We start from the raw sequence: 20,530 nt of genomic DNA, 5'->3' as shown, positions 1-20,530 counted from the left end.
CCTTGCGCTCGTCAGTGCCACCCGTCGTGCCCCTTCGCCGCGGGCTCTCCCCCGGTGCAACGCCTGCCGACGCGCTGCCCGGAGTGCCTCGCTCCGGGACGAACTCCCTGGTCAGGGCCCCGCTCCTTCGCTTCTGCCCAGACCTCCCGAGTCGCGTGCCGCGTACGGTCTGCGCTCGGTCTTCCGCGTGACCGGCGAGACCCGCCCGGGGTTAGTGGTGCATCCACGTGCCCTGCGCCAGCGCTGTGCCCTACGGGTGCCGGCCATGCCTCGCCCCGTGGCCATGACGCCGGGCCACCGCCGCAGATCCCTGCGGGTCGCAGTGCGCGGGCCCGCAGACCGCGGCGACACCCCGCCGCCCGCCATTGACATCACGGCGACGGCAACCGTGCCCGCGGTACATCGCCGGGCCGGTGTCGTGGCTCGAGTCGGCCCGCAGGCCGGGCCTCCCCGTCCGTCCGCGCCCTGGTCCGCCCGTGCCGCATCCACGCGTCCGGTCTCCGCCCCACCGTCCGGCGTGCCCGGCACCGGCGGGCCGCGTGGGCGGTCCGCCCACGCCGGCCTCGTCCCACCGGGCGACGCAGGTAGCGCTTCGCTCGACACCTACGTCGCCGCCCTTGCGCCGCTCGCGCGCCGCGCACATGCGCTGCGGCCGGCGAACCCGTGGTCGCGCCACTCGTGCAAGCCCGTCCTCCTCCTACCCGCCCGGGCTGCGTCGTCGCACAACCCGCCCGTCCGTGTCCTCCCCCTGCTCGCCCCAGTCGGTCCCGCCTTGCCCGCCCGTCCGTCTCCTCACCCTGCCCGCCCTGGGCCGGCCCCAACCGACCCGGCCCGGCCCGCGATACCCGAGCCGGCCCTCTCCCGCCTTCTCTGCCCGGTCCCCGCCCCTCCCCGGCCCGTCCGCCTCGGCAAGTTCGACGCGTCCCGGTCATCCCGCTCCGAGTCCGATACCCCGACCGACCTCGGACCTCCGCACCGGCGCCCCCGACCGACGCATGACGGGCACGTGCGGCCAGTTGCTGCCCGTCCCGTGTCATCGACGGAGCGGGCGCGGCCGGCGGCTCCGCGCACGCCGGCCGGGACCGCGCAGGCATTCAACGACGAACCGGTCGCCGCGAACGCCGGGGCTGCTCTCTGCTGTTCGGACCGCTCCCGTTTCACGTGGAACCGCCGACGCAGGCGTCCTGCGCATCCGTCCGTCCTGGACCGTGCAGGCCAGCGAGCCCCGAGCCGGTGGCTGGGCAGGACCGACGCAGCCCCCACTCCTTGGGCCTGGGTTTCACGTGGAACGTCGGCTGCGCGACAGTCGTGCGCCTGCTCTCCTCGGATCCAGCCCACGCGTCCTCAGGCCGGAAGCCCGTGGGGAGGGATATCTCCACGACACACCCCGGTGCACGGGACCCATCGTTGACCGCGAGGTACGGAGACGCCGCCCCTCGCCGCGGCATGGGCGCACCTCACGGTCCGGTCAAGGGGCACATTGGTCCCCGCAACCGAGGAGCTGCCCTGGCGCACCCGCTGGCGGATGAGGCCGTGGAGATTGGTTGCCCGCGACCGGGGAACTGCCCGCCCACGGCGGTGAGGTCCGCACGACTCATTGCAGGTCACAGCGCCGCGGCCTGCCCCAGGCACAGAGCACCCACCCTCAGAGAGCGACCACCGCCAGGAATCCGAGCGCACCGACGACACCGACGGCACACCGTCCGGCCGACCCCCGGCCCAGGCGTCAGACCCGGTCCTGTTCAGTCTCGGCTCCGCCGGCCGTCGTCCATGCCGGCGGTGGCACACACGCCGCGTTCTCGCGAGGTCCGGCCGGTCCTTCTCTGCAGTACTCAGACACGCGGCCCGGCAGGCGGCCAGCGGAGGGTCCCCGGCCTGCCGCAGTCGCGCCCCACTCCCCTGCCCGAGGCACGGCCCCGGGGAGGACGCACCGCGTCGCGCGCGACCCACCACCCGAGCAACCCCTGCGCTGGCCTCCTCTCCCGTTGGCGAGCCCGCCCCGCACTGCCCACCCGGGACAGATCAACAGACCGATCCGCCAGCGCCGAGCTGCTCGCCACGGTGAGAGAAGCTCTCGGCGGCCGGGAGCCCTTCGGCGCCCCCTGAACCGCAGCCTGTCTGTTTCACGTGGAACACCGCAGAAGACGTCCACTGCGAGCCCTGGGTCGGGGACGGGCCTACGAGCCCTGGAACGGTACCGAGCGAAGGAGCTCGTCCAGCACGGCACGTCGTACGCCCGCGCCTGTACGGCGTCGACCGTGCAAGGGCGCCTCCGGCGCCGACGGCATTGCCCGCGGCGATGTGCTCAGTGCCGCCGCACGTACCGTCGGACGCGTGGACGGTGATCGGAGCCGTCGGCGGGGTGCAGTCGTGCGGAACTGTCGGCGGTATGCGGGGCGTGAATGCCCACGCGGACCCGACCTGCCTTCCGTCGCTTCTTCGAGCTTCCGCCCTGCGGGCCGGGGAACCCGAGAACGCCCGCACAGCGGCTGCGAAGGGCGCGGCGGCCCCCCGCGGCGGACCGCCTCCGCATGGACCGTCATGGCACGTACCGCGCGCCCCCCCGGGGGGGGGAAGACCGGAACCCGAGCCATGCACCCCGCAGCACCCCTCGGTGCCACACGCGCTGACACAGGCGGCGGTCCATCGCGCGTCGAGCACTCTGTGAACGTTCCGTCACCGCCGCAGAGCCAGTCAGGTTGTCGGCATGCCAGGGTCGTGCGAGCACAACCCCCGGCCGACCACGCGCCCCGCACATCCTGGTCTCGCCGTGCGGCAACGGTCGCGGACCGCCGCGCCTACCTCGTCCGATGCACACCGAGGCCGCGCGACATCTTCGGCCCCTGTGCGCCCAAGCGACGCCCACATGAGAACGTCTCCCTCCGGAGCACTTTCGGTTCGGCCACCACAGAGTGCCCACTCAGGCCCGGTCGGACGCAACGGCGGTGAGGAGCCGGTACTCCCGGGCGGCGCAGCTCCGACCGGGGCCATCGCAGGGCAAGCACCACGTCGCCAAAGGGACTCGCCCGCCGCGTCGCCGGGTGCACCGGGCCCGGCGTCGGCTCGGCGTCCGCGCGGCAGGGTGGGTATGGAGCGCGGTATGGCCACCATCCGGGTCGCTCGATCCCCGCCGACCGACGTGCTCGGTCAGCAGGCGCCCAACGGTCGGGAGCCCACGGGCACGTCGTTGAGTCGGACAGCGCGGCCTCCTTGCCGACCGGCTGGGTCGAGCGATCAGCGCCGTTGGCGACGCGGGCCGCCCCTTCACCTCCGCGCCATCGGTCCTGTTCCACGTGAAACGGTCACGGCACCCGGCCGACGCCGCCTACCGGACCCGTCGAACGCGCCTGCGACACGTGGGCGCCCTGGGCGTAGCGTCGCGAGCCCGCTACCGGGTCGGTCGAGTCCAAGGTGAGGTCGGTGGATCCGCTGGTGCACGTGGAACCGTACGTCCTCCCGGGCAGTACCCAGGTGGAGCAGCGCGTCTACAGGACGGTTCCACGTCGAACAGCCGTCTGCTGGCCGGTTCCACGTGGAACATCTCGTCCCCAGACGGTTCCCCGTCAAACAGGCGTCTGCCAGACGGTTCCACGTGGAACAACCGCGCCGCCGCGGGCGCCCGCACCAGATCCGGCCCCGTGCCGGCGCCACGCTCGACGCCGACCCCGGAACCCCCACCGCGGCCCGAGCGCGGGCACTGCCGCTCAATCCTCGGCGGCGCACGGAGGGCTTCTGGTACTCGTTCCACGTGGAGCAACAGTCCAGACGCCGACACCCACCGGCCTGGTGCGTAGGAGTCGTTCCACGTGAAACCCCGCGCGCCGGGCCCTGACAGCGCGTCATGGCGCGGCGCGCTCCGGCCGTCTGCTGAAGGCACGGTCATCCCCGCACGCCTCCGCCAGGCGGCCGGACGCACCTCTCCACCTCGCTGCTCGCCGCTCGCCGCGACAGCCTGACGCCACACGTACAGCGCAGCAGAGCGCATCCGCGCGGTCACACTGCGTGGCCGCGGCCACCCTGGCCGGTACGCCACGGTCCGAGACGGCCACCCAGGGCTGTGCCGCGGGCGCGCCCCGGCGGACGGCCGGCGCGATCAGCACGGTCAGAGCGCATTCCAGCACGGTCAGCGCACCGTTCAGCACTCCCCCGGCACCATCAACCACGGACGACGAAGGGGCGGGAGGCCGCAGCCTCCCGCCCCTTCGTGAGCTCGACGCGTCAGGCCGGGTGGATCACCACACGCCGCTCGGGCTCGACACCCTCGGAGTCGCTCACGAGCCCGGCCTCGGCCACGGCGTCGTGCACGACCTTGCGCTCGAACGGGTTCATCGGGTCGAGGGTCACCGGGGTGCCGTCGGCCTTCACGCGCTCGATCGCCACGCGCGCGACCTCGACGAGCGCGGTCCTGCGCTCCGCCCGGTAGCCGGCGATGTCCAGCATGAGGCGGGAACGCTCGCCCGTCTTCGTCTGCACGGCGAGACGCGTCAGCTCCTGCAGCGCGTCCAGCACCTCACCGTCCTTGCCGACCAGGCGGCGCAGCGAGTCGTCCGCCACGTCCTCCGCCACGATCTCCACCGCGGCACGGCCGTGCTCGACGTCGATGTCGATGTCGCCGTCGAGGTCCGCGATGTCGAGGAACTCCTCGAGGTAGTCGGCGGCGATCTCACCCTCCTCCTCGAGACGCGTGACGAGGTCGCCGTCCTGCACCGTGCTCGTCTCCGAAGTACCCATCTCTTCTCCGTTCAGGGATGTCGCACCCACGGCGGCCCGACCGGGCCGGTGAGCGGTGGTCAGGACGCGGCGGGCCCCTCGGCCTGGCCGGAGGACGAACTCTTGCGCTTCTTCTTCTTCGCTGCCGACGTGGTGCTCGGCGCATCCTCGGCCGGAGACGGTGCGTCGGCGGCGGTCGCCTCGGACGGCGCGGTGTCCTCCGGCGTGCCGTAGGGCGTCGTCTCGTCGGACGGGCGCTCCCCGGGCTGCACGGGACGCGCCTTCGCGCGGTCCTTGCGCTTCGGCTGCGGGCGCTGACCCCGCGGCTTCTCCTCGATCACAACCGTGCTGGGGGCGTCCGGCTCGACGACCTTGCCGCGGGCGGCCGCCTTCTTGGCCTGACGCGCCTTGTACGCCTTCTCCGCCTCGGAGCCGGGTGCCGGCATGCGGCGGATCGTGTAGAACTGCTGGCCCATCGACCACAGGTTCGTGGTGGTCCAGTAGATCAGCACACCGATCGGGAAGTTGACGCCGGAGAACGCGAAGATCAGCGGCAGCATGTAGAGCAGGATCTTCTGCTGCTGCGCCATGGGGCCCTGCAGTGCCGCCGGCGGCATGTTCTTCATCGTCAGCTGACGCTGCGTGGTGAACGTCGTCACCGACATCGCGATGATGAGGACGACCGTGACCACCTGGATGTGCCAGTTGCCGTCGGCCTGCAGGAACGTGCCCGACAGAGGAGCGCCCCAGATCGTCGCCGCCTCGGCCTGCCCGGCGAGCTCCTGGGTCAGCGGCCCGATGCTGTCGGCGCGGTCATAGGTCCCGGCGGCGAGACGCGGCAGCTCGAACAGGACCCTGAAGAGCGCGAAGAAGATGGGCGACTGCAGCAGGATCGGCAGGCAGGACGCGAACGGGTTGGTCCCGTGCTTCTTGTAGAGCTCCATCATCTCGCGGCTCATGGCCTCGCGGGACGCGGGGTCGCTCTTGCCCTTGTACTTCTTCTGGAGCGCCTGCATCTCGGGCTGCACCAGCTGCATGCCGCGCGACGCCTTGATCTGCTTGAAGAACAGCGGGATCAGCAGGATCCGCATCACGACCACGAGACCGACGATGGACAGCGCCCACGCGGCGCCGCTGGCCGGGTCGAGACCCACCCAGGTCAGCAGGTCGTGGAAGCGGACCATGAGCCACGCGACCACGACCATGATGGGCCACAGCAGGCCGTCCATCCATCCCATGAAACAGTGCTCCTTGCGAGCGTCAGTGCGCGGCGCGAGCCGCGTGGTGAGTGTGGTGCGCGTCGCGCGCAGGTGGAACGTCGTCGACGCCACCAGGGTTCCAGGGATGGCAGCGCGCCACCCGCCGGACCGCGAGCCAACCGCCACGCAGGGCGCCGTGACGCCGGACGGCCAGCACCGCGTACTGCGAGCACGACGGGTAGAACCGGCAGGTCTGCGGCGTCAGGGGTGACACGACGTGCTGGTAGACCCACAGCAGGCCGAGCAGCACGGCACTCGGCAGTCGGCGGACCGTGGACCATGCGGAGGCCCAGGTCATGCCGGCGCCCGGTGCTCGTCGCGGCCGGTCAGCCGCCGCCGGGCGGTGGTGAGCGCCCGGTCGAGGTCACGGCCGAGCTCCCCCGACGACGACCGCGCAGCCGCGGGCTGGGCCCGGACGACGAGCAACGAGCCGTCGGGGACGTCGCCGAGCCGCGCCGTGACCAGGGCCCGCAGCCGTCGCTTGACCCGGTTGCGGGTCACCGCGTTGCCGACGGCTCTGGACACGACAAGACCGACCACCGGCGGGCCGGGGTCGGTCGAGGTCGTGAGGTGCACGACGAGGGTGTCGCGGCCCCCGCGCGCGCCCCGGCGCACCGTCTGCTGGAAGTCGGCAGAGCGGCGCATCCGGTGCGCTACGGGGAGCACCGGGACGAGCGTCAGGCCGAGAGCTCGGTGCGCCCCTTGCGGCGGCGCGCCGCGAGGATGGCGCGGCCGGCGCGCGTCCGCATACGCAGACGGAAGCCGTGGGTCTTGGCCCGGCGCCGGTTGTTCGGCTGGAAGGTGCGCTTGGTCACGACGTTCTCCACACGTTTGTCGTAGCGATCGCACGCAGTCGCGCGACCAGGTCCTCGTGCCGTGTTCCACCGCTCCAGGGAACGCACGCTGTGAGACGTGCGACGGCGTCAGGGCGCGCCGGACGGAGCCGTTGAAAGGCTGAACCACGCTACGCTCCCGCCCGCGGCGCGGTCAAATGCGTGCACCGCAACCCTTCACGCCCAGCAGCAGGGAGCCCCGGCTGCCGGTGCGATACCCCAGGTCACCGGCTCCACGATACCGCCGCGTGCGGCGTGTCGCGTCTCTCACCCGGTCGCGCGCTTCTGCGCCCCGCCGCGTGGCCGTAGCATCGGCACGTCGCGCCTCCACGGGTGACACCGGGCCAGACCTGACGCGCCCCCCGACGGCGCGGCTCGCCCGGCGGCGATGCCCCCGCAGGCGCGGCGACGCACCGGCGGCTGCACCTCGACCGACCCTCCGCCCGCGCGCACAGGTGTGGACAACTATGTGGACGACGGTCGCCCGTGCGAGACTCAGCCCGCCCGCAGGACCGATCACGAGGTAGGACGTTGTCACAGGACGAAGAGCCGGCCCGCCTCTGGGGGCACGTGGTCGCCAGCCTCGAGGCGAGCCCCGACATCACCCCGCGGCAGCTGGCGTTCGTCCGTCTCGCGCACCCTCTGGGGCTGCTCGACGGCACCATGCTCCTGGCCGTCGGCAACGATCTGACCAAGGAGTACCTCGAGTCCCGCGTCCGCGCCGAGGTCACCCAGGCGCTGACGGAGGCCCTCGGGCGGGAGGCCCGGTTCGCGATCACGGTCGACCCCGAGGTCGCCGACGACGTCCCCCCCGCGCTGCGGGTGGTGCCGCCCGCGCCGGCGACCACTGGGTACGAGCGCAACGGCGAGGTGCGGCCGGACCTCGCGCTGGTGGGGTCGCACGGTTACGGCCGGGACGACACGACCGAGGACGACGCTCCCGCGCGCGACGACGCCCCGGACCGCGAGCAGCACCGCGAGACCCGTCCCGCCCTGCGCGCCGTCGACGGGCCCGGCCAGGACGGCCCGTCGCCGCGCCGCGGTCTCTCGGAGCCCGCGCGGCTGAACCCGAAGTACCTGTTCGAGACCTTCGTCATCGGCTCGTCCAACCGGTTCGCGCACGCGGCCGCCGTCGCGGTCGCCGAGGCACCCGCCAAGGCGTACAACCCGCTGTTCATCTACGGCGACTCGGGGCTGGGCAAGACGCACCTGCTGCACGCGATCGGTCACTACGCGCAGAACCTGTACCCCACCGTGCGGGTGCGCTACGTGAACTCCGAGGAGTTCACGAACGACTTCATCAACTCCATCGGCGAGGGCAAGGCCGGCGCGTTCCAGCGCCGCTACCGCGAGGTCGACGTCCTGCTCATCGACGACATCCAGTTCCTGCAGGGCAAGGAACAGACGATGGAGGAGTTCTTCCACACGTTCAACACGCTCCACAACGCGAGCAAGCAGGTCGTCATCACGTCGGACGTCCCGCCCAAGCAGCTCAACGGGTTCGAGGACCGGATGCGGTCCCGGTTCGAGTGGGGCCTGATCACCGACGTGCAGCCGCCGGACCTCGAGACCCGGATCGCGATCCTGCGCAAGAAGGCCGCGAGCGAGCGGCTGCAGGCGCCGGACGACGTGCTGGAGTACATCGCGTCGCGGATCTCGACCAACATCCGTGAGCTCGAGGGCGCCCTCATCCGCGTCACCGCGTTCGCGAACCTCAACCGGCAGCTGGTCGACGTGTCGTTGGCGGAGATCGTCCTGAAGGACCTCATCACCGACGACCAGACGCAGGAGATCACCGCGACGACGGTCATCGGCCAGACGGCGGCGTACTTCGGGCTGTCGATCGAGGACCTGTGCGGCTCGAGCCGTTCGCGGGTGCTGGTGACCGCGCGGCAGATCGCCATGTACCTGTGCCGGGAGCTCACCGACCTGTCCCTGCCCAAGATCGGGCAGGCCTTCGGTGGGCGGGACCACACCACGGTCATGCACGCCAACCGCAAGATCCGCGAGCTCATGGCCGAGCGTCGCTCGATCTACAACCAGGTGACCGAGCTGACCAACCGCATCAAGCAGCAGCACCGCGGCTGACGCCCGCCACGGCAGGGGCACGGGACCGCTCGGCGGAGCCCGCACTCGTGGACGGACGGCACCTGCCAGCGCGGGTGGTCGGCGAACCGTCCCGCGAGGGTGGTCAGCGGCGCCTGGTGCGGCCCCCACAGGTGATCGGTGACCCCTCGGTGCCGTCGGCAGCGCCCACGGCGAGTGGCACCGGTGCCTCCTCTCTCGTTCGCTGACGTGTCCCTGCGTCTGCCCCCGACGGGTCCCGCGCGTCTCCCCCTCACGGGCAGCGCTCCCCGTCACGGGCCGCCCTCCCCCCTCACGGGTCGGCCACTCCCCCTGACGGGTCCCCGCGACGCTCCCGACGCCTCCCCGGGACCGCACCGCGGGGGGTGAAACCGGTCACCCCGACGACGGGCCGGCCGCGCACCCGGAGCGGGACGTCGTGGCCGGCCCCGGGCGGTCCGCCCGTCCGACGTCCCGCGGCCTGTGGGCAGGATGGTCGGACTGTCCGGTTCTCTCCACCGCGGATCCCGGTTGTCCACAGGTTTGCCCACCGCCTGGGGACACTTGTGAAGCAGTTCACCCGGACAGGCCCACGCCTGTGGACAACCGTCCTGATATCTCCCGCTTCATGGCTCTGACCTGCGAGGATGTCAGGATGCTCGCGCCGGGCCACCTCACCGACCGAGCTTCAAGGACCGCCCGGGACCCCGCCACCATGAGAGGACTCTCACCACCAAACCCGGACAAGTGTCTTGACGAGCCTGTGGACATGCGGGTGAAACACGCATGGGACGAATGTTCACACCTGTGTACACATCTGTGGACGACGGTGGACGACACCCACGAGACCTGTGGACGCGGAGGTACCCGTCGGTGGACACGGATCGACGGTCTCGGGGGCGTCCACGTCCGTCCACCGCGACAGCCCTCCGCGTCCCCACCGGCCGCACAGCACGATCCGTGGCCTGACCTGCACGAGGACACGTTGTCCACATGATCAACACCCCCGATGACGACGACGACCCATTCACCAGGAAGAGATCCACACACCGACGTGGGGTGCGGCGGTGCGGCGACCGGGCAAGGCCCGGAAGGCCGGGGACACCGAGCTCCTCGCACGGTGTACCCGGCGTCGGACGTGTCGCGTAGTCTTCGGCTCAGCCCCACCAGCGCTCGCCGTCGTGCCCGCCCGTGCCTCTCGGCACGCCGCGCACGAGCCGGACGGGCCGGACGACGAGAAGGTGATGCATGAGGTTCCGCGTCGATCGTGACGTGCTCGCCGATGCCGTCACGTGGACCGCACGCAGCCTGCCGACCCGCCCGCCGGTCCCCGTCCTGGCGGGCGTGCGCATCGAGGCGGACACCACCGGCACGATCCAGCTCTCGAGCTTCGACTACGAGGTCTCCGCCCGTGCGCAGCTCCCGGCGGACGTGAGCGAGCCCGGCACCGTGCTCGTGTCCGGGCGTCTGCTCGCCGAGATCTCCCGCGCCCTGCCGGCCAAGCCGGTCGATGTCGTCCTCGACGGCACGAAGGTGCAGGTCACGTGCGGTGCCAGCCGGTTCACGCTGCTGACGATGCCCGTCGAGGACTACCCCAACCTCCCGGTCATGCCGGAGGTCACGGGCACCGTCGACGGTGACGAGCTCACCCACGCCGTCGCGCAGGTGTCCGTCGCGGCCAGCCGCGACGACACCCTGCCGCTGCTCACCGGCGTGCGCGTGGAGATCGAGGGCGAGAAGGTCACCCTGCTGGCGACCGACCGCTACCGCCTCGCCCTGCGCGAGATGACGTGGAAGCCCACCAACCCCGGCGTCGAGGCCGTGGCCCTGGTGCGGGCGCGCACGCTGTCCGACGCCGCCAAGTCGCTCGGCGGCTCGGGCTCGGTGTCGGTGGCGCTGTCCACCGGCGGCGGCGTCGACCTCATCGGTTTCGAGGCCGGCGGTCGGCAGACCACCAGCCTGCTGGTCGACGGCGACTACCCGCCCGTGCGCCGGCTGTTCCCCGACGAGACGCCGATCCACGCCATCGTCAACACGCAGGCGCTGGCCGAGGCCGCCAAGCGTGTCGCCCTCGTGGCCGAGCGCAACACGCCCATCCGCCTGACCTTCAGCGAGGGCCAGGTCGTGCTGGACGCCGGGCAGGGTGACGACGCGCAGGCGTCCGAGGCCCTCGAGGCCGTCCTCGTCGGTGACGACATCTCGGTGGCGTTCAACCCGCAGTTCCTGGCCGACGGCCTGGGTGCCCTGGACACGACGTTCGTCCGGATGTCGTTCACGCACCCGAACAAGCCGGTCGAGTTCACCGGTCAGGAGTCGCTGGAGAGCGACGACCGCAAGGACTACCGCTACCTGCTGGTGCCGATCCGCTTCGCCAGCTGACTCGCGCGCGGCCGGGCCGCGGGTGCGGCACAGTGACCGGGTCGGGCCCGGACGGGGCCCGCGGAGAGGGGCAGGGCATGCACATCGGTCTGGTCGGGCTGGGCAAGATGGGCGCGAACATGCGCCAGCGCATCCGGGAGGCGGGGCTCGAGGTCACGGGCTTCGACCGCAACCCGGACGTGAGCGACGTGCCCACGCTGGAGGCCATGGTCGACGCGCTGCCGGCCGGTGAGCGCGTCGTGTGGGTCATGGTCCCCTCGGGTCCGGTCACCGACGCGGTGGTCCAGGACCTCGCGGGTCTGCTGACCGCCGGTGACCTGGTGATCGACGGGGGCAACTCCTACTACCAGGACGACGAGCCGCACGCGGCCCTGCTCGCCGAGCGAGGCATCGGCTTCATCGACGCGGGGGTGTCGGGCGGCATCTGGGGCCTGGAGAACGGCTACGGCCTCATGGTCGGCGGCGCGGCTCGGGACGTCGAGCGCGCCATGCCCGTGTTCGACGCGCTGCGTCCCCCGGGTGAGCGCGCCGACGGCTTCGTGCACGCGGGCCCCGTGGGCGCGGGGCACTACGCGAAGATGGTCCACAACGGCATCGAGTACGGGCTGATGCAGGCGTACGCCGAGGGCTACGAGCTCCTCGCGGCGAAGGACCTCGTCACCGACGTGCCGGCGACGATGCGTGCCTGGTCGACCGGCACGGTCGTGCGGTCCTGGCTGCTGGACCTGCTGGTGCAGGCGCTCGAGGACGACCCGAAGTTCGGGGCGATCGACGACTGGGTCGAGGACTCGGGCGAGGGCCGCTGGACCGTCGACGAGGCGATCGACCTGGCCGTCCCGGCCCCGGTCATCTCCGCTGCGCTGTTCGCGCGCTTCTCCTCGCGTCAGGGCGAGTCGCCGGCGATGAAGGCCGTCGCCGCCCTGCGTCAGCAGTTCGGCGGCCACGCTGTGCGGGCCGCCGGCGGCGAGACCGTGACCCCGTCGGCACCGCCCACGTCGGAGGCCTGAGCCGCGTGTACGTCGCGCACCTGTCCCTCACCGACTTCCGGTCGTACCCGCAGGTCGAGCTCCCGCTCGACCCGGGCATCACCGCGCTCGTCGGGCCGAACGGGCAGGGCAAGACGAACCTCGTCGAGGCGATCGGGTACGTCGCGACGCTCGGCAGCCACCGGGTGCCGTCCGACGCCGCGCTGGTCCGGGCCGGGACGAACCGGGCCGTCGTGCGCGCCAAGGTCGTCCGGGAGGAGCGCGCGACGCTCGTCGAGGTCGAGATCACGCCCGGCAAGGCGAACCGGGCGCGGATCAACGGCGGCTCCCCCGGCCGGGCGCGTGACGTGCTCGGCATCCTGCGGACCGTCCTGTTCGCCCCCGAGGACCTCGCGCTGGTCAAGGGCGACCCGGACGGGCGCCGCCGGTTCCTCGACGACCTGCTCGTGCAGCTCACGCCGCGCATCGCCGGTGTCCTGAGCGACTACGAGCGTGTCCTGCGGCAGCGGTCGGCCCTGCTGAAGTCCGCCGCGGCGGCGACGCGGGCGCGGTCCGGGGCGGACCTGCGCACGCTCGACGTCTGGGACGCGAAGCTCGCGCAGACCGGCGCCCAGGTGGTCGTCGCGCGCCAGGCGCTGGTGGCGGCCCTGCGCCCGCGCGCCGCGGAGGCGTACCACCAGGTCAGCGCGGGGCAGGGCGAGCTGGGGCTGACGTACCGCTCCTCCCTGGACGCCGCGCTGGGCCAGGCGGACGACGAGCCCGCCGTCGCACCGGGGGCCGGCGTCGAGGTGGTCGAGGCGCGGCTGCTCGAGGCGATGGGCCGGCTGCGGAGCAAGGAGATCGAGCGGGGCGTGTGCCTGGTCGGTCCGCACCGGGACGACCTGCACCTCACCCTCGGCGACCTGCCGGCGAAGGGGTACGCGAGCCACGGCGAGTCGTGGTCGGTCGCCCTCGCGCTGCGGCTCGCGTCGTACGCGCTGCTGACGCACGGTGTCGACGACGCGGGTGCGTGGGCGGCCGACTGGGGGCCCGACGGTGAGCCGGTGCTGATCCTGGACGACGTGTTCGCCGAGCTCGACACGCGTCGACGTGAGCGTCTGGCCGAGCTGGTGGCGCCCGCGCGGCAGGTGCTGGTGACGGCGGCGGTGCCGCAGGACGTGCCCGAGCCGCTGGCCGGCGCGCGGGTCGACGTCATGGCTGGTGAGGTGGCGCGTGCCCGCTGACCGCGGGCCCCGTGCCCGGCGCGCACCCGCGACCCCCGACGCACCCGGTGCGGCGGGCGGTACCCCGGACGACGACACCCTGCTGCCGGCGCCGACGGCTGTCCCGGACGGCGTCCCGGTCTCCGAGCTGGTGGACCTGACGCCCCCGGAGCAGGTGGTGCGCGCGGCGCTCGCCCGGGCGAAGCAGGCCGCGCGGGCCCGTGGCCTGCGGCCCGGGGTGGTCCGCAGCAGGCCCGTGAGCAGCGGGTCCGCGCCCGGGGCGCGTGACCCCCAGCCCCTGTCGGTCTCGGCGGGCCTGCTCGCGCGGGACCTGGGCTGGGAGCCCGGCCTGGTGGTGGGCGACCTGGTGCACCGGTGGGCGCAGATCGTCGGACCGCAGATCGCCGACCACTGCGAGTACGTGTCCTTCACGTCCGGGCTGCTGACGGTCCGCGCCTCGTCGACGGCGTGGGCGGCGAACCTGCGGCTGCTGGCCCCGGCGATGCTCGCGCGGTTCGACGAGGCCCTGGGCGAGGGTGTCGTGGTGCAGGTGGACGTGCTGGGACCGGTGGGGCACGGCTTCGGACGCGGTCCGCGCCGGGTCGCGGGCCGGGGCCCGCGGGACACGTACGGCTGACGCCGTCCCCCTGCACGGCCGCCGCGCGCCCGACCTGCCCGTGATCGGGCGTCTGCCGGGTAGACTGGACAGGTCATCCAAGGCGCCTGCGCGCCCCCGTGAGCCCAGAACTCCGCCACCGTGGAGTGATCCGGACTCCTGGACGGTTCGCAGCCGTTCACGACGCGCCTGACGCCCACCAGCTCTCGAGGAGAACCGCCGCCCGTGGCCGACCAGAGCACCCCTCGCGACCCGCAGGACACGACCGCCGAGGAGCAGGGAACGGCCGCCGCAGCACCCCGGCGCGTGGACGACGGCTCGTACGACGCCAGCGCGATCACCGTCCTCGAGGGCCTCGAGGCCGTCCGCAAGCGCCCCGGCATGTACATCGGGTCGACGGGCGCCCGCGGGCTGCACCACCTGGTCTACGAGGTCGTCGACAACTCGGTGGACGAGGCCCTGGCGGGCTACTGCGACACCATCGAGGTGACGCTGCTCGCCGACGGCGGCGTGCGCGTCACCGACAACGGGCGCGGCATCCCCGTGGCGATCCACCCCACCGAGGGCCGTCCCACCGTCGAGGTCGTCATGACGATCCTGCACGCGGGTGGCAAGTTCGGCGGTAGCGGCTACGCCGTCTCGGGTGGTCTGCACGGCGTCGGCATCTCGGTCGTCAACGCGCTGTCCTCCCGCGTCGAGACCGTGGTCAAGCGTGACGGCTTCACCTGGACCCAGAGCTTCGCGGACGGCGGCAAGCCCGTCGGCGAGCTCCGCAAGGGCGAGCCGACGGACGCCACGGGCACGTCGCAGACGTTCTGGGCCGACGGCACGATCTTCGAGACCGTCGACTACGACTTCGAGACCCTGCGCGCCCGCTTCCAGCAGTACGCGTTCCTCAACAAGGGCCTGAAGATCTCCCTGACGGACGAGCGGCCGCAGCACACCGGCACCGACGACGAGGTCACCGGCGAGTCGGGCGACGACCAGCAGCCGGAGACGACGGTCCGCACGGTCACGTACAAGTACGACGGCGGCCTGGTCGACTACGTCAAGCACCTGAACTCGGCCAAGAAGGTCGACCACGTGCACCCCGAGGTCATCGACTTCGAGGCGGAGGACACGACCCGCAAGATCTCCGTCGAGATCGCGCTGCAGTGGACCACCGCGTACTCCGAGTCGGTCCACACGTTCGCCAACACGATCTCGACCACCGAGGGCGGCACGCACGAGGAGGGGTTCCGGGCGGCGATGACGTCGCTGATGAACCGCTACGCGCGCGAGAAGGGCATCCTCAAGGACAAGGACGAGAACCTCACCGGCGACGACATCCGCGAGGGCCTGACGGCAGTCATCTCGGTCAAGCTCGGCGAGCCGCAGTTCGAGGGCCAGACCAAGACCAAGCTCGGCAACACCGACGCCAAGCGCTTCGTCCAGCAGGTCGTCAACGACCAGCTCGGGGCCTGGCTCGACGCGCACCCGTCCGAGGCCAAGGACGTCATCCGCAAGTCGATCCAGGCGGCCGCGGCGCGCATGGCGGCCCGCAAGGCGCGCGAGGCGACCCGCCGCAAGGGTCTGCTCGAGTCCAACTCGATGCCCGGCAAGCTGCGCGACTGCCAGTCCAACAACGCGGCCGAGTGCGAGGTCTTCATCGTCGAGGGTGACTCCGCCGGCGGCTCCGCCGTCCGTGGGCGCAACCCCCGCACGCAGGCGATCATGCCGATCCGCGGGAAGATCCTCAACGTCGAGCGGGCGCGTCTGGACAAGGCCCTGGGCAACCAGGAGGTGCAGGGGCTCATCACCGCCTTCGGCACCGGCATCGGCGAGGACTTCGACATCTCGAAGCTGCGCTATCACAAGATCGTGCTGATGGCCGACGCCGACGTCGACGGCCAGCACATCCGCACGCTGCTGCTGACGCTGCTCTTCCGCTACATGCCGGAGCTCATCAAGGGTGGGTTCGTCTACATGGCGCAGCCGCCGCTCTACCGCATCAAGTGGAGCAACGCGCCGCACGACTACGTCTACTCGGACCGCGAGCGTGACGCGGTGATCGCGGACGGGCGTGCGAACAACCGGCGCCTGCCCAAGGACAACGCGATCCAGCGGTACAAGGGCCTGGGCGAGATGGACTACACGGAGCTGTGGGAGACGACCATGTCGCCCGAGCACCGCACGCTGCTGCAGGTGACGATGGACGAGGCCGCGGCCGCCGACGAGATCTTCTCGGTGCTGATGGGCGAGGACGTCGAGGCCCGTCGCGCGTTCATCCAGCGCAACGCCAAGGACGTGCGCTTCCTCGACATCTGACGCGGACGCCGGCGAGCCCGGCGCACGCGACCGAGCTGGTACTGACGACTGGAGTGACCCGCACGTGACCGAGACCCCGGGCGAGATCGAGCACGGCCGCATCGACCAGGTGGACCTGCAGCTCGAGATGCAGCGTTCCTACCTGGACTACGCGATGGCCGTCATCGTCGGCCGTGCGCTGCCGGACGTCCGCGACGGCCTCAAGCCGGTGCACCGGCGCGTCATCTACGCGATGTACGACGGCGGCTACCGCCCCGACCGGCAGTTCTCCAAGTGCAGCCGCGTCGTCGGCGACGTCATGGGCAAGTACCACCCGCACGGTGACACGGCGATCTACGACGCCCTCGTCCGCCTGGTGCAGGACTGGTCGATGCGTTACCCGCTGGCGTCCGGCCAGGGCAACTTCGGCTCCCCCGGTGACGACCCGGCCGCCGCCCCGCGGTACACCGAGACCAAGATGGCGCCGCTGGCCATGGAGATGGTCCGGGACATCGACGAGGACTCCGTCGACTTCCAGGACAACTACGACGGCCACACGCAGGAGCCGGCCGTCCTGCCGGCCCGGTTCCCGAACCTGCTGGTCAACGGCTCGGCGGGCATCGCCGTCGGCATGGCGACCAACATCCCGCCGCACAACCTGCGCGAGGTCGCCGCGGGGGTGCAGTGGCACCTGGAGCACCCGGAGGCGTCGAGGGAGGAGCTCCTCGAGGCGCTCATGGCGCGCATCAAGGGTCCCGACTTCCCCACCGCGGCGACGATCCTGGGCCGGCGCGGCATCGAGGACGCCTACCGCACGGGCCGTGGCTCGATCACGATGCGTGCCGTCGTCGAGGTCGAGGAGATCCAGGGCCGGCAGTGCCTCGTGGTCAGCGAGCTGCCGTACCAGGTCAACCCGGACACCCTGGCGAAGAAGATCGCGGACCTCGTCAAGGAGGGCCGCATCCAGGGGATCGCGGACATCCGCGACGAGACGTCGGGGCGCGCCGGTCAGCGTCTCGTCGTCGTCCTCAAGCGCGACGCCGTCGCCAAGGTCGTCCTCAACAACCTGTACAAGCACACGCAGCTGCAGGACACCTTCGGCGCCAACATGCTCGCCCTCGTCGACGGCGTCCCGCGCACACTCAGCCTCGACGCGTTCGTCCGGCACTGGACGTCGCACCAGATCGACGTCATCCAGCGCCGCACGCGGTACCGCCTGCGCAAGGCGGAGGAGGACATCCACATCTTCCGCGGGTACCTCAAGGCGCTCGACGCGCTCGACGAGGTCATCGCGCTCATCCGCCGCTCCCCCGACGCCGAGCAGGCGCGCAACGGCCTGATGGAGCTGCTCGAGATCGACGAGCTGCAGGCACAGGCGATCCTGAACCTGCAGCTGCGGCGGCTGGCGGCGCTGCAGCGGCAGGAGATCCTCGACAGGCACGCCGAGCTCGAGGCCGTCATCACCGGGCTCAACGAGATCCTCGCGTCGCCCGTGCGGCAGCGCGAGATCGTCAGCGAGGAGCTCGCCACGATCGTCGAGAAGTTCGGCGACGAGCGACGCACGCACATCCTGCCGTTCGACGGGGACGTGTCGATCGAGGACCTCATCGCCGAGGAGGACGTGGTCGTCACGATCACGCGCGGCGGCTACGCCAAGCGGACCCGCGTGGACGCCTACCGCGCGCAGCGGCGCGGCGGCAAGGGCGTGCGCGGCGCACAGCTGCGCGAGGACGACATCGTCGACCACTTCTTCGTCACGACGACGCACCGCTGGCTGCTGTTCTTCACGAACCTGGGCCGGGTGTACCGCGCCAAGGCGTACGAGCTGCCCGAGGCCGGGCGCGACGCCAAGGGTCAGCACGTCGCGAACCTCCTGGCGTTCCAGCCGGGCGAGAAGATCGCGCAGGTGCTGGACCTCAAGGACTACGAGCAGGCCGAGCACCTGGTCCTGGCCACGAAGCGCGGCCTGGTGAAGAAGACGCGTCTGACGGAGTACGACTCCAACCGCAGCGGCGGCGTCATCGCGATCAACCTGCGCGAGGACGAGGAGGGCCGCCCCGACGAGCTCGTGGCCGCCCGTCTGGTCGACTCCGACCAGGACGTCATCCTCGTCTCGCGGCTCGGGCAGTCGGTGCGCTTCACCGCGTCCGACGAGGCCCTGCGTCCCATGGGCCGCGCCACCAGCGGTGTCACGGGCATGAAGTTCCGCGGCGACGACGACCTGCTCGCGATGGACGTCGTGCGCGAGGATGCCTACCTGTTCACGGTCACCGAGGGCGGGATCGCGAAGCGCACGGCCCTCACGGTCGAGAACTACCGCCAGCAGGGCCGCGGCGGCCTGGGCATCAAGGTGGCCAACCTGCCCGAGGCCAACGGCGAGCTCGTCGGCGCTCTCGTGACGGACGAGGACGACGAGGTGCTGGTCATCATGGAGCGCGGCAAGATCGTGCGGTCCTCCACCTCGGAGGTCAACGCGACCGGTCGCACGACCCAGGGCGTCATCTTCGCCAAGCCGGACGCGAACGACCGGATCATCGCCGTCGCCCGGAACAGTGAACGACACCTCGACGACGATGGCGGTACCGTGGACGAGAACGTGCTCAACCACGACGCACCCGACGTACCGGACCCGGACGGATCGGTGCCTGACAGCGGCGACCGACCCGCGGAGGACGCATGAGCGACACGCCCCCCTCGATTCCCCCGCGCAAGCGCCCGACCCCTCCGGTGACCGGCGCGAGCAGCGCGTCCGGTGAGGGCGGGACCGTGCAGTCGGCCGAGCACGAGGCCGGCGGCAGCTCGTGGGCGTCGTTCGGTGGCCCGACCGGTTCCGCTCCCCCGACCTACACCGTCGACGTGCGGGCAGGCTCGTCGTCGGGGCGGACGACGCCCCCCGCGGGCCCGCGCACGGCCGAGGCGCCGGCCGAGCGGCCGTCGGTCGAGCGGGCGGCGGCCGACCGCTCGGAGCCGCGCCCGGCGCCGGCGACCACGGTGCCCGCGGACGGGAGCGATCCGGACGACGCCGCGTCGCCGTTGGTGACGGCGGTCGACGCGACGACCGTGTGGTTGAAGAAGGCTGCAGGAGCCACTGGTTCGGGCCTCTCGAGGGCGTACTCTCAGCTGACCCGCCCCCGCACCGAGGACGACCACATGACCACGACGCCGACGACCACCGGTGCCGCCACCGCCGAGCGCCCCGCGCCGCGGTCGACGGCTCCCGTCACGGGGGCGACCGCCCGCCCGGCCACCGGCCGGATCCCGAGCGTGGGCGGCGGCCCGCGCCGCGTCCGCCTCGCGGTGTCCCGTGTGGACCCCTGGTCGGTCATGAAGCTGTCGTTCCTGCTGTCCGTGGCGATCGGCATCATGATCGTCGTCGCGGCCGTCGTCGTGTGGTTCACGCTCGACGGGCTCCAGGTCTTCGCACGCGTGGACGACCTCGTCCGGCAGGTCGTCGGTCAGGACAGTCCGCTGGACGTGATGGCGTACGTGTCGTTCGAGAAGACCGTCTCCGCGGCCACGCTGGTCGCCGTGATCGACGTCTTCCTGCTGACGGCACTGGCGACCATCGGCGCGTTCCTCTACAACATCGTGGCGGCGCTGGTCGGTGGCGTGCACGTGACGATGACCGACGAGTGACCCGGTCGGGACGCCCCGGCAGCACGACGCAGCCCGCCGGTTTGGGCGCGGCGGCTCGCCTGGGGTAGTCTCGACCGTCGCGCCCACCGGTGCGGATCCCTCCCGGGATCGACCGGCGGTCGTGTCTCACGGGCCTATAGCTCAGACGGTTAGAGCGCTTCCCTGATAAGGAAGAGGTCACAGGTTCAAGTCCTGTTAGGCCCACGCTGCAGGTTCGGTCGTCGTCCCACGGACTACCGGCACCCACCCGAGACGGGGGAACCGATGAAGAAGCTCCTGCTCCTGGCCGCTGTCGCGGCCGTCGGCTACGTCGTGTGGCAGAAGTACGCGCAGGACCGCGACGAGCGCGACCTGTGGGCCGAGGTCACCGACACCTTCGAGTGAGCGGCTGCCCGCACCCGGGGCCATGGCGCAATTGGTAGCGCACCTGCTTTGCAAGCAGGGGGTTAGGGGTTCGAGTCCCCTTGGCTCCACGCCCACGAACGGCGCAGGACCTCGTGTCCTGCGCCGTTCGACGTTCCCGGGTCCAGCCGTGGAGCACGGCGCCGTCCGCGACGGC

General features: G+C 71.9%; 15 protein-coding genes and 2 tRNA genes. 11 read left to right on the top strand and 6 right to left on the bottom strand.

Translation table 11 applies throughout. From position 1 onward, the window contains the following. Positions 1 to 4,218: 4,218 nt before the first annotated feature. From BMZ16_RS17530 to rpmH, 5 genes are read right to left on the bottom strand one after another with little or no spacing between them, the layout of a single operon-like run. Complete coding sequence (locus tag BMZ16_RS17530) at positions 4,219 to 4,731, bottom strand: Jag family protein (RefSeq protein WP_089802833.1); 513 nt, start codon at positions 4,729 to 4,731, stop codon at positions 4,219 to 4,221. Positions 4,732 to 4,790: 59 nt separating this feature from the next. Then, entirely contained in the window at positions 4,791 to 5,948 is a 1,158-nt protein-coding gene (gene yidC, locus BMZ16_RS17525; RefSeq protein ID WP_089802831.1) for a membrane protein insertase YidC, read from the bottom strand. Positions 5,949 to 5,970: 22 nt separating this feature from the next. Then, positions 5,971 to 6,267 carry a membrane protein insertion efficiency factor YidD gene (yidD, locus tag BMZ16_RS17520; RefSeq protein WP_089802829.1) on the bottom strand — a complete coding sequence of 99 codons (297 nt, stop codon included), beginning with the start codon at positions 6,265 to 6,267 and terminating at the stop codon, positions 5,971 to 5,973. Continuing rightward, positions 6,264 to 6,635: a ribonuclease P protein component gene (rnpA, locus tag BMZ16_RS17515; protein ID WP_089802827.1), complete on the bottom strand. Its 372-nt coding sequence runs from the start codon at positions 6,633 to 6,635 to the stop codon at positions 6,264 to 6,266. Before rnpA ends, yidD begins: the two co-directional genes overlap by 4 nt. Before the next feature lie 11 nt (positions 6,636 to 6,646). Continuing rightward, a complete protein-coding gene (gene rpmH / locus BMZ16_RS17510; protein WP_191783193.1) occupies positions 6,647 to 6,784 on the bottom strand; it encodes a 50S ribosomal protein L34 in 138 nt (45 codons plus the stop codon). A 549-nt stretch (positions 6,785 to 7,333) separates the two neighbouring features. On the opposite strand from rpmH, the gene dnaA reads away from it, so the two are divergent. From dnaA to gyrA, 7 genes are all read left to right on the top strand, one after another. After that, a complete protein-coding gene (gene dnaA / locus BMZ16_RS17505; protein WP_089802823.1) occupies positions 7,334 to 8,890 on the top strand; it encodes a chromosomal replication initiator protein DnaA in 1,557 nt (518 codons plus the stop codon). A 1,224-nt stretch (positions 8,891 to 10,114) separates the two neighbouring features. After that, positions 10,115 to 11,245, top strand: a complete 1,131-nt coding sequence (gene dnaN / locus BMZ16_RS17500; RefSeq protein ID WP_089802821.1) for a DNA polymerase III subunit beta — start codon at positions 10,115 to 10,117, stop codon at positions 11,243 to 11,245. Between the two features lie 77 nt (positions 11,246 to 11,322). Beyond that, positions 11,323 to 12,252: a phosphogluconate dehydrogenase (NAD(+)-dependent, decarboxylating) gene (gnd, locus tag BMZ16_RS17495; RefSeq protein ID WP_089802819.1), complete on the top strand. Its 930-nt coding sequence runs from the start codon at positions 11,323 to 11,325 to the stop codon at positions 12,250 to 12,252. A gap of 5 nt (positions 12,253 to 12,257) precedes the next feature. Further along, the gene (gene recF / locus BMZ16_RS17490; RefSeq protein WP_089802817.1) at positions 12,258 to 13,454 is read left to right on the top strand and encodes a DNA replication/repair protein RecF; all 1,197 of its coding nucleotides are present in this window, start codon (positions 12,258 to 12,260) and stop codon (positions 13,452 to 13,454) included. Further along, entirely contained in the window at positions 13,444 to 14,070 is a 627-nt protein-coding gene (locus tag BMZ16_RS17485; RefSeq protein ID WP_255366774.1) for a DciA family protein, read from the top strand. Before recF ends, BMZ16_RS17485 begins: the two co-directional genes overlap by 11 nt. Before the next feature lie 204 nt (positions 14,071 to 14,274). Next, complete coding sequence (gene gyrB / locus BMZ16_RS17480; RefSeq protein ID WP_369822662.1) at positions 14,275 to 16,356, top strand: DNA topoisomerase (ATP-hydrolyzing) subunit B; 2,082 nt, start codon at positions 14,275 to 14,277, stop codon at positions 16,354 to 16,356. Positions 16,357 to 16,420: 64 nt separating this feature from the next. Then, positions 16,421 to 19,015, top strand: a complete 2,595-nt coding sequence (gene gyrA / locus BMZ16_RS17475; RefSeq protein ID WP_089802815.1) for a DNA gyrase subunit A — start codon at positions 16,421 to 16,423, stop codon at positions 19,013 to 19,015. Between the two features lie 163 nt (positions 19,016 to 19,178). Here the strand turns inward: gyrA and BMZ16_RS19920 are convergent, their stop codons facing one another. Continuing rightward, positions 19,179 to 19,424, bottom strand: a complete 246-nt coding sequence (locus BMZ16_RS19920) for a hypothetical protein (protein ID WP_255366773.1) — start codon at positions 19,422 to 19,424, stop codon at positions 19,179 to 19,181. Between the two features lie 61 nt (positions 19,425 to 19,485). Here BMZ16_RS19920 and BMZ16_RS19915 point away from each other — a divergent pair, with 61 nt between their 5' ends. The 4 genes from BMZ16_RS19915 (at position 19,486) to BMZ16_RS17460 (ending at position 20,444) form a co-directional block, all read left to right on the top strand. Then, a complete protein-coding gene (locus BMZ16_RS19915; RefSeq protein WP_255366772.1) occupies positions 19,486 to 19,971 on the top strand; it encodes a DUF3566 domain-containing protein in 486 nt (161 codons plus the stop codon). A 130-nt stretch (positions 19,972 to 20,101) separates the two neighbouring features. After that, positions 20,102 to 20,175 (top strand) — tRNA-Ile (locus BMZ16_RS17465). A gap of 60 nt (positions 20,176 to 20,235) precedes the next feature. Beyond that, positions 20,236 to 20,355, top strand: coding sequence for a DLW-39 family protein (locus tag BMZ16_RS19585; RefSeq protein WP_218143389.1), 120 nt, complete (start codon positions 20,236 to 20,238; stop codon positions 20,353 to 20,355). 16 nt (positions 20,356 to 20,371) lie between these two features. After that, positions 20,372 to 20,444 (top strand) — tRNA-Ala (locus tag BMZ16_RS17460). The last annotated feature ends 86 nt before the right edge of the window (positions 20,445 to 20,530 follow it).

Source organism: Cellulomonas sp. KH9, assembly GCF_900114185.1.
GTDB lineage: Bacteria > Actinomycetota > Actinomycetes > Actinomycetales > Cellulomonadaceae > Cellulomonas.
Note: the sequence above shows the minus strand (reverse complement) of the source record. Positions and strands in the feature narration are given on the sequence as shown.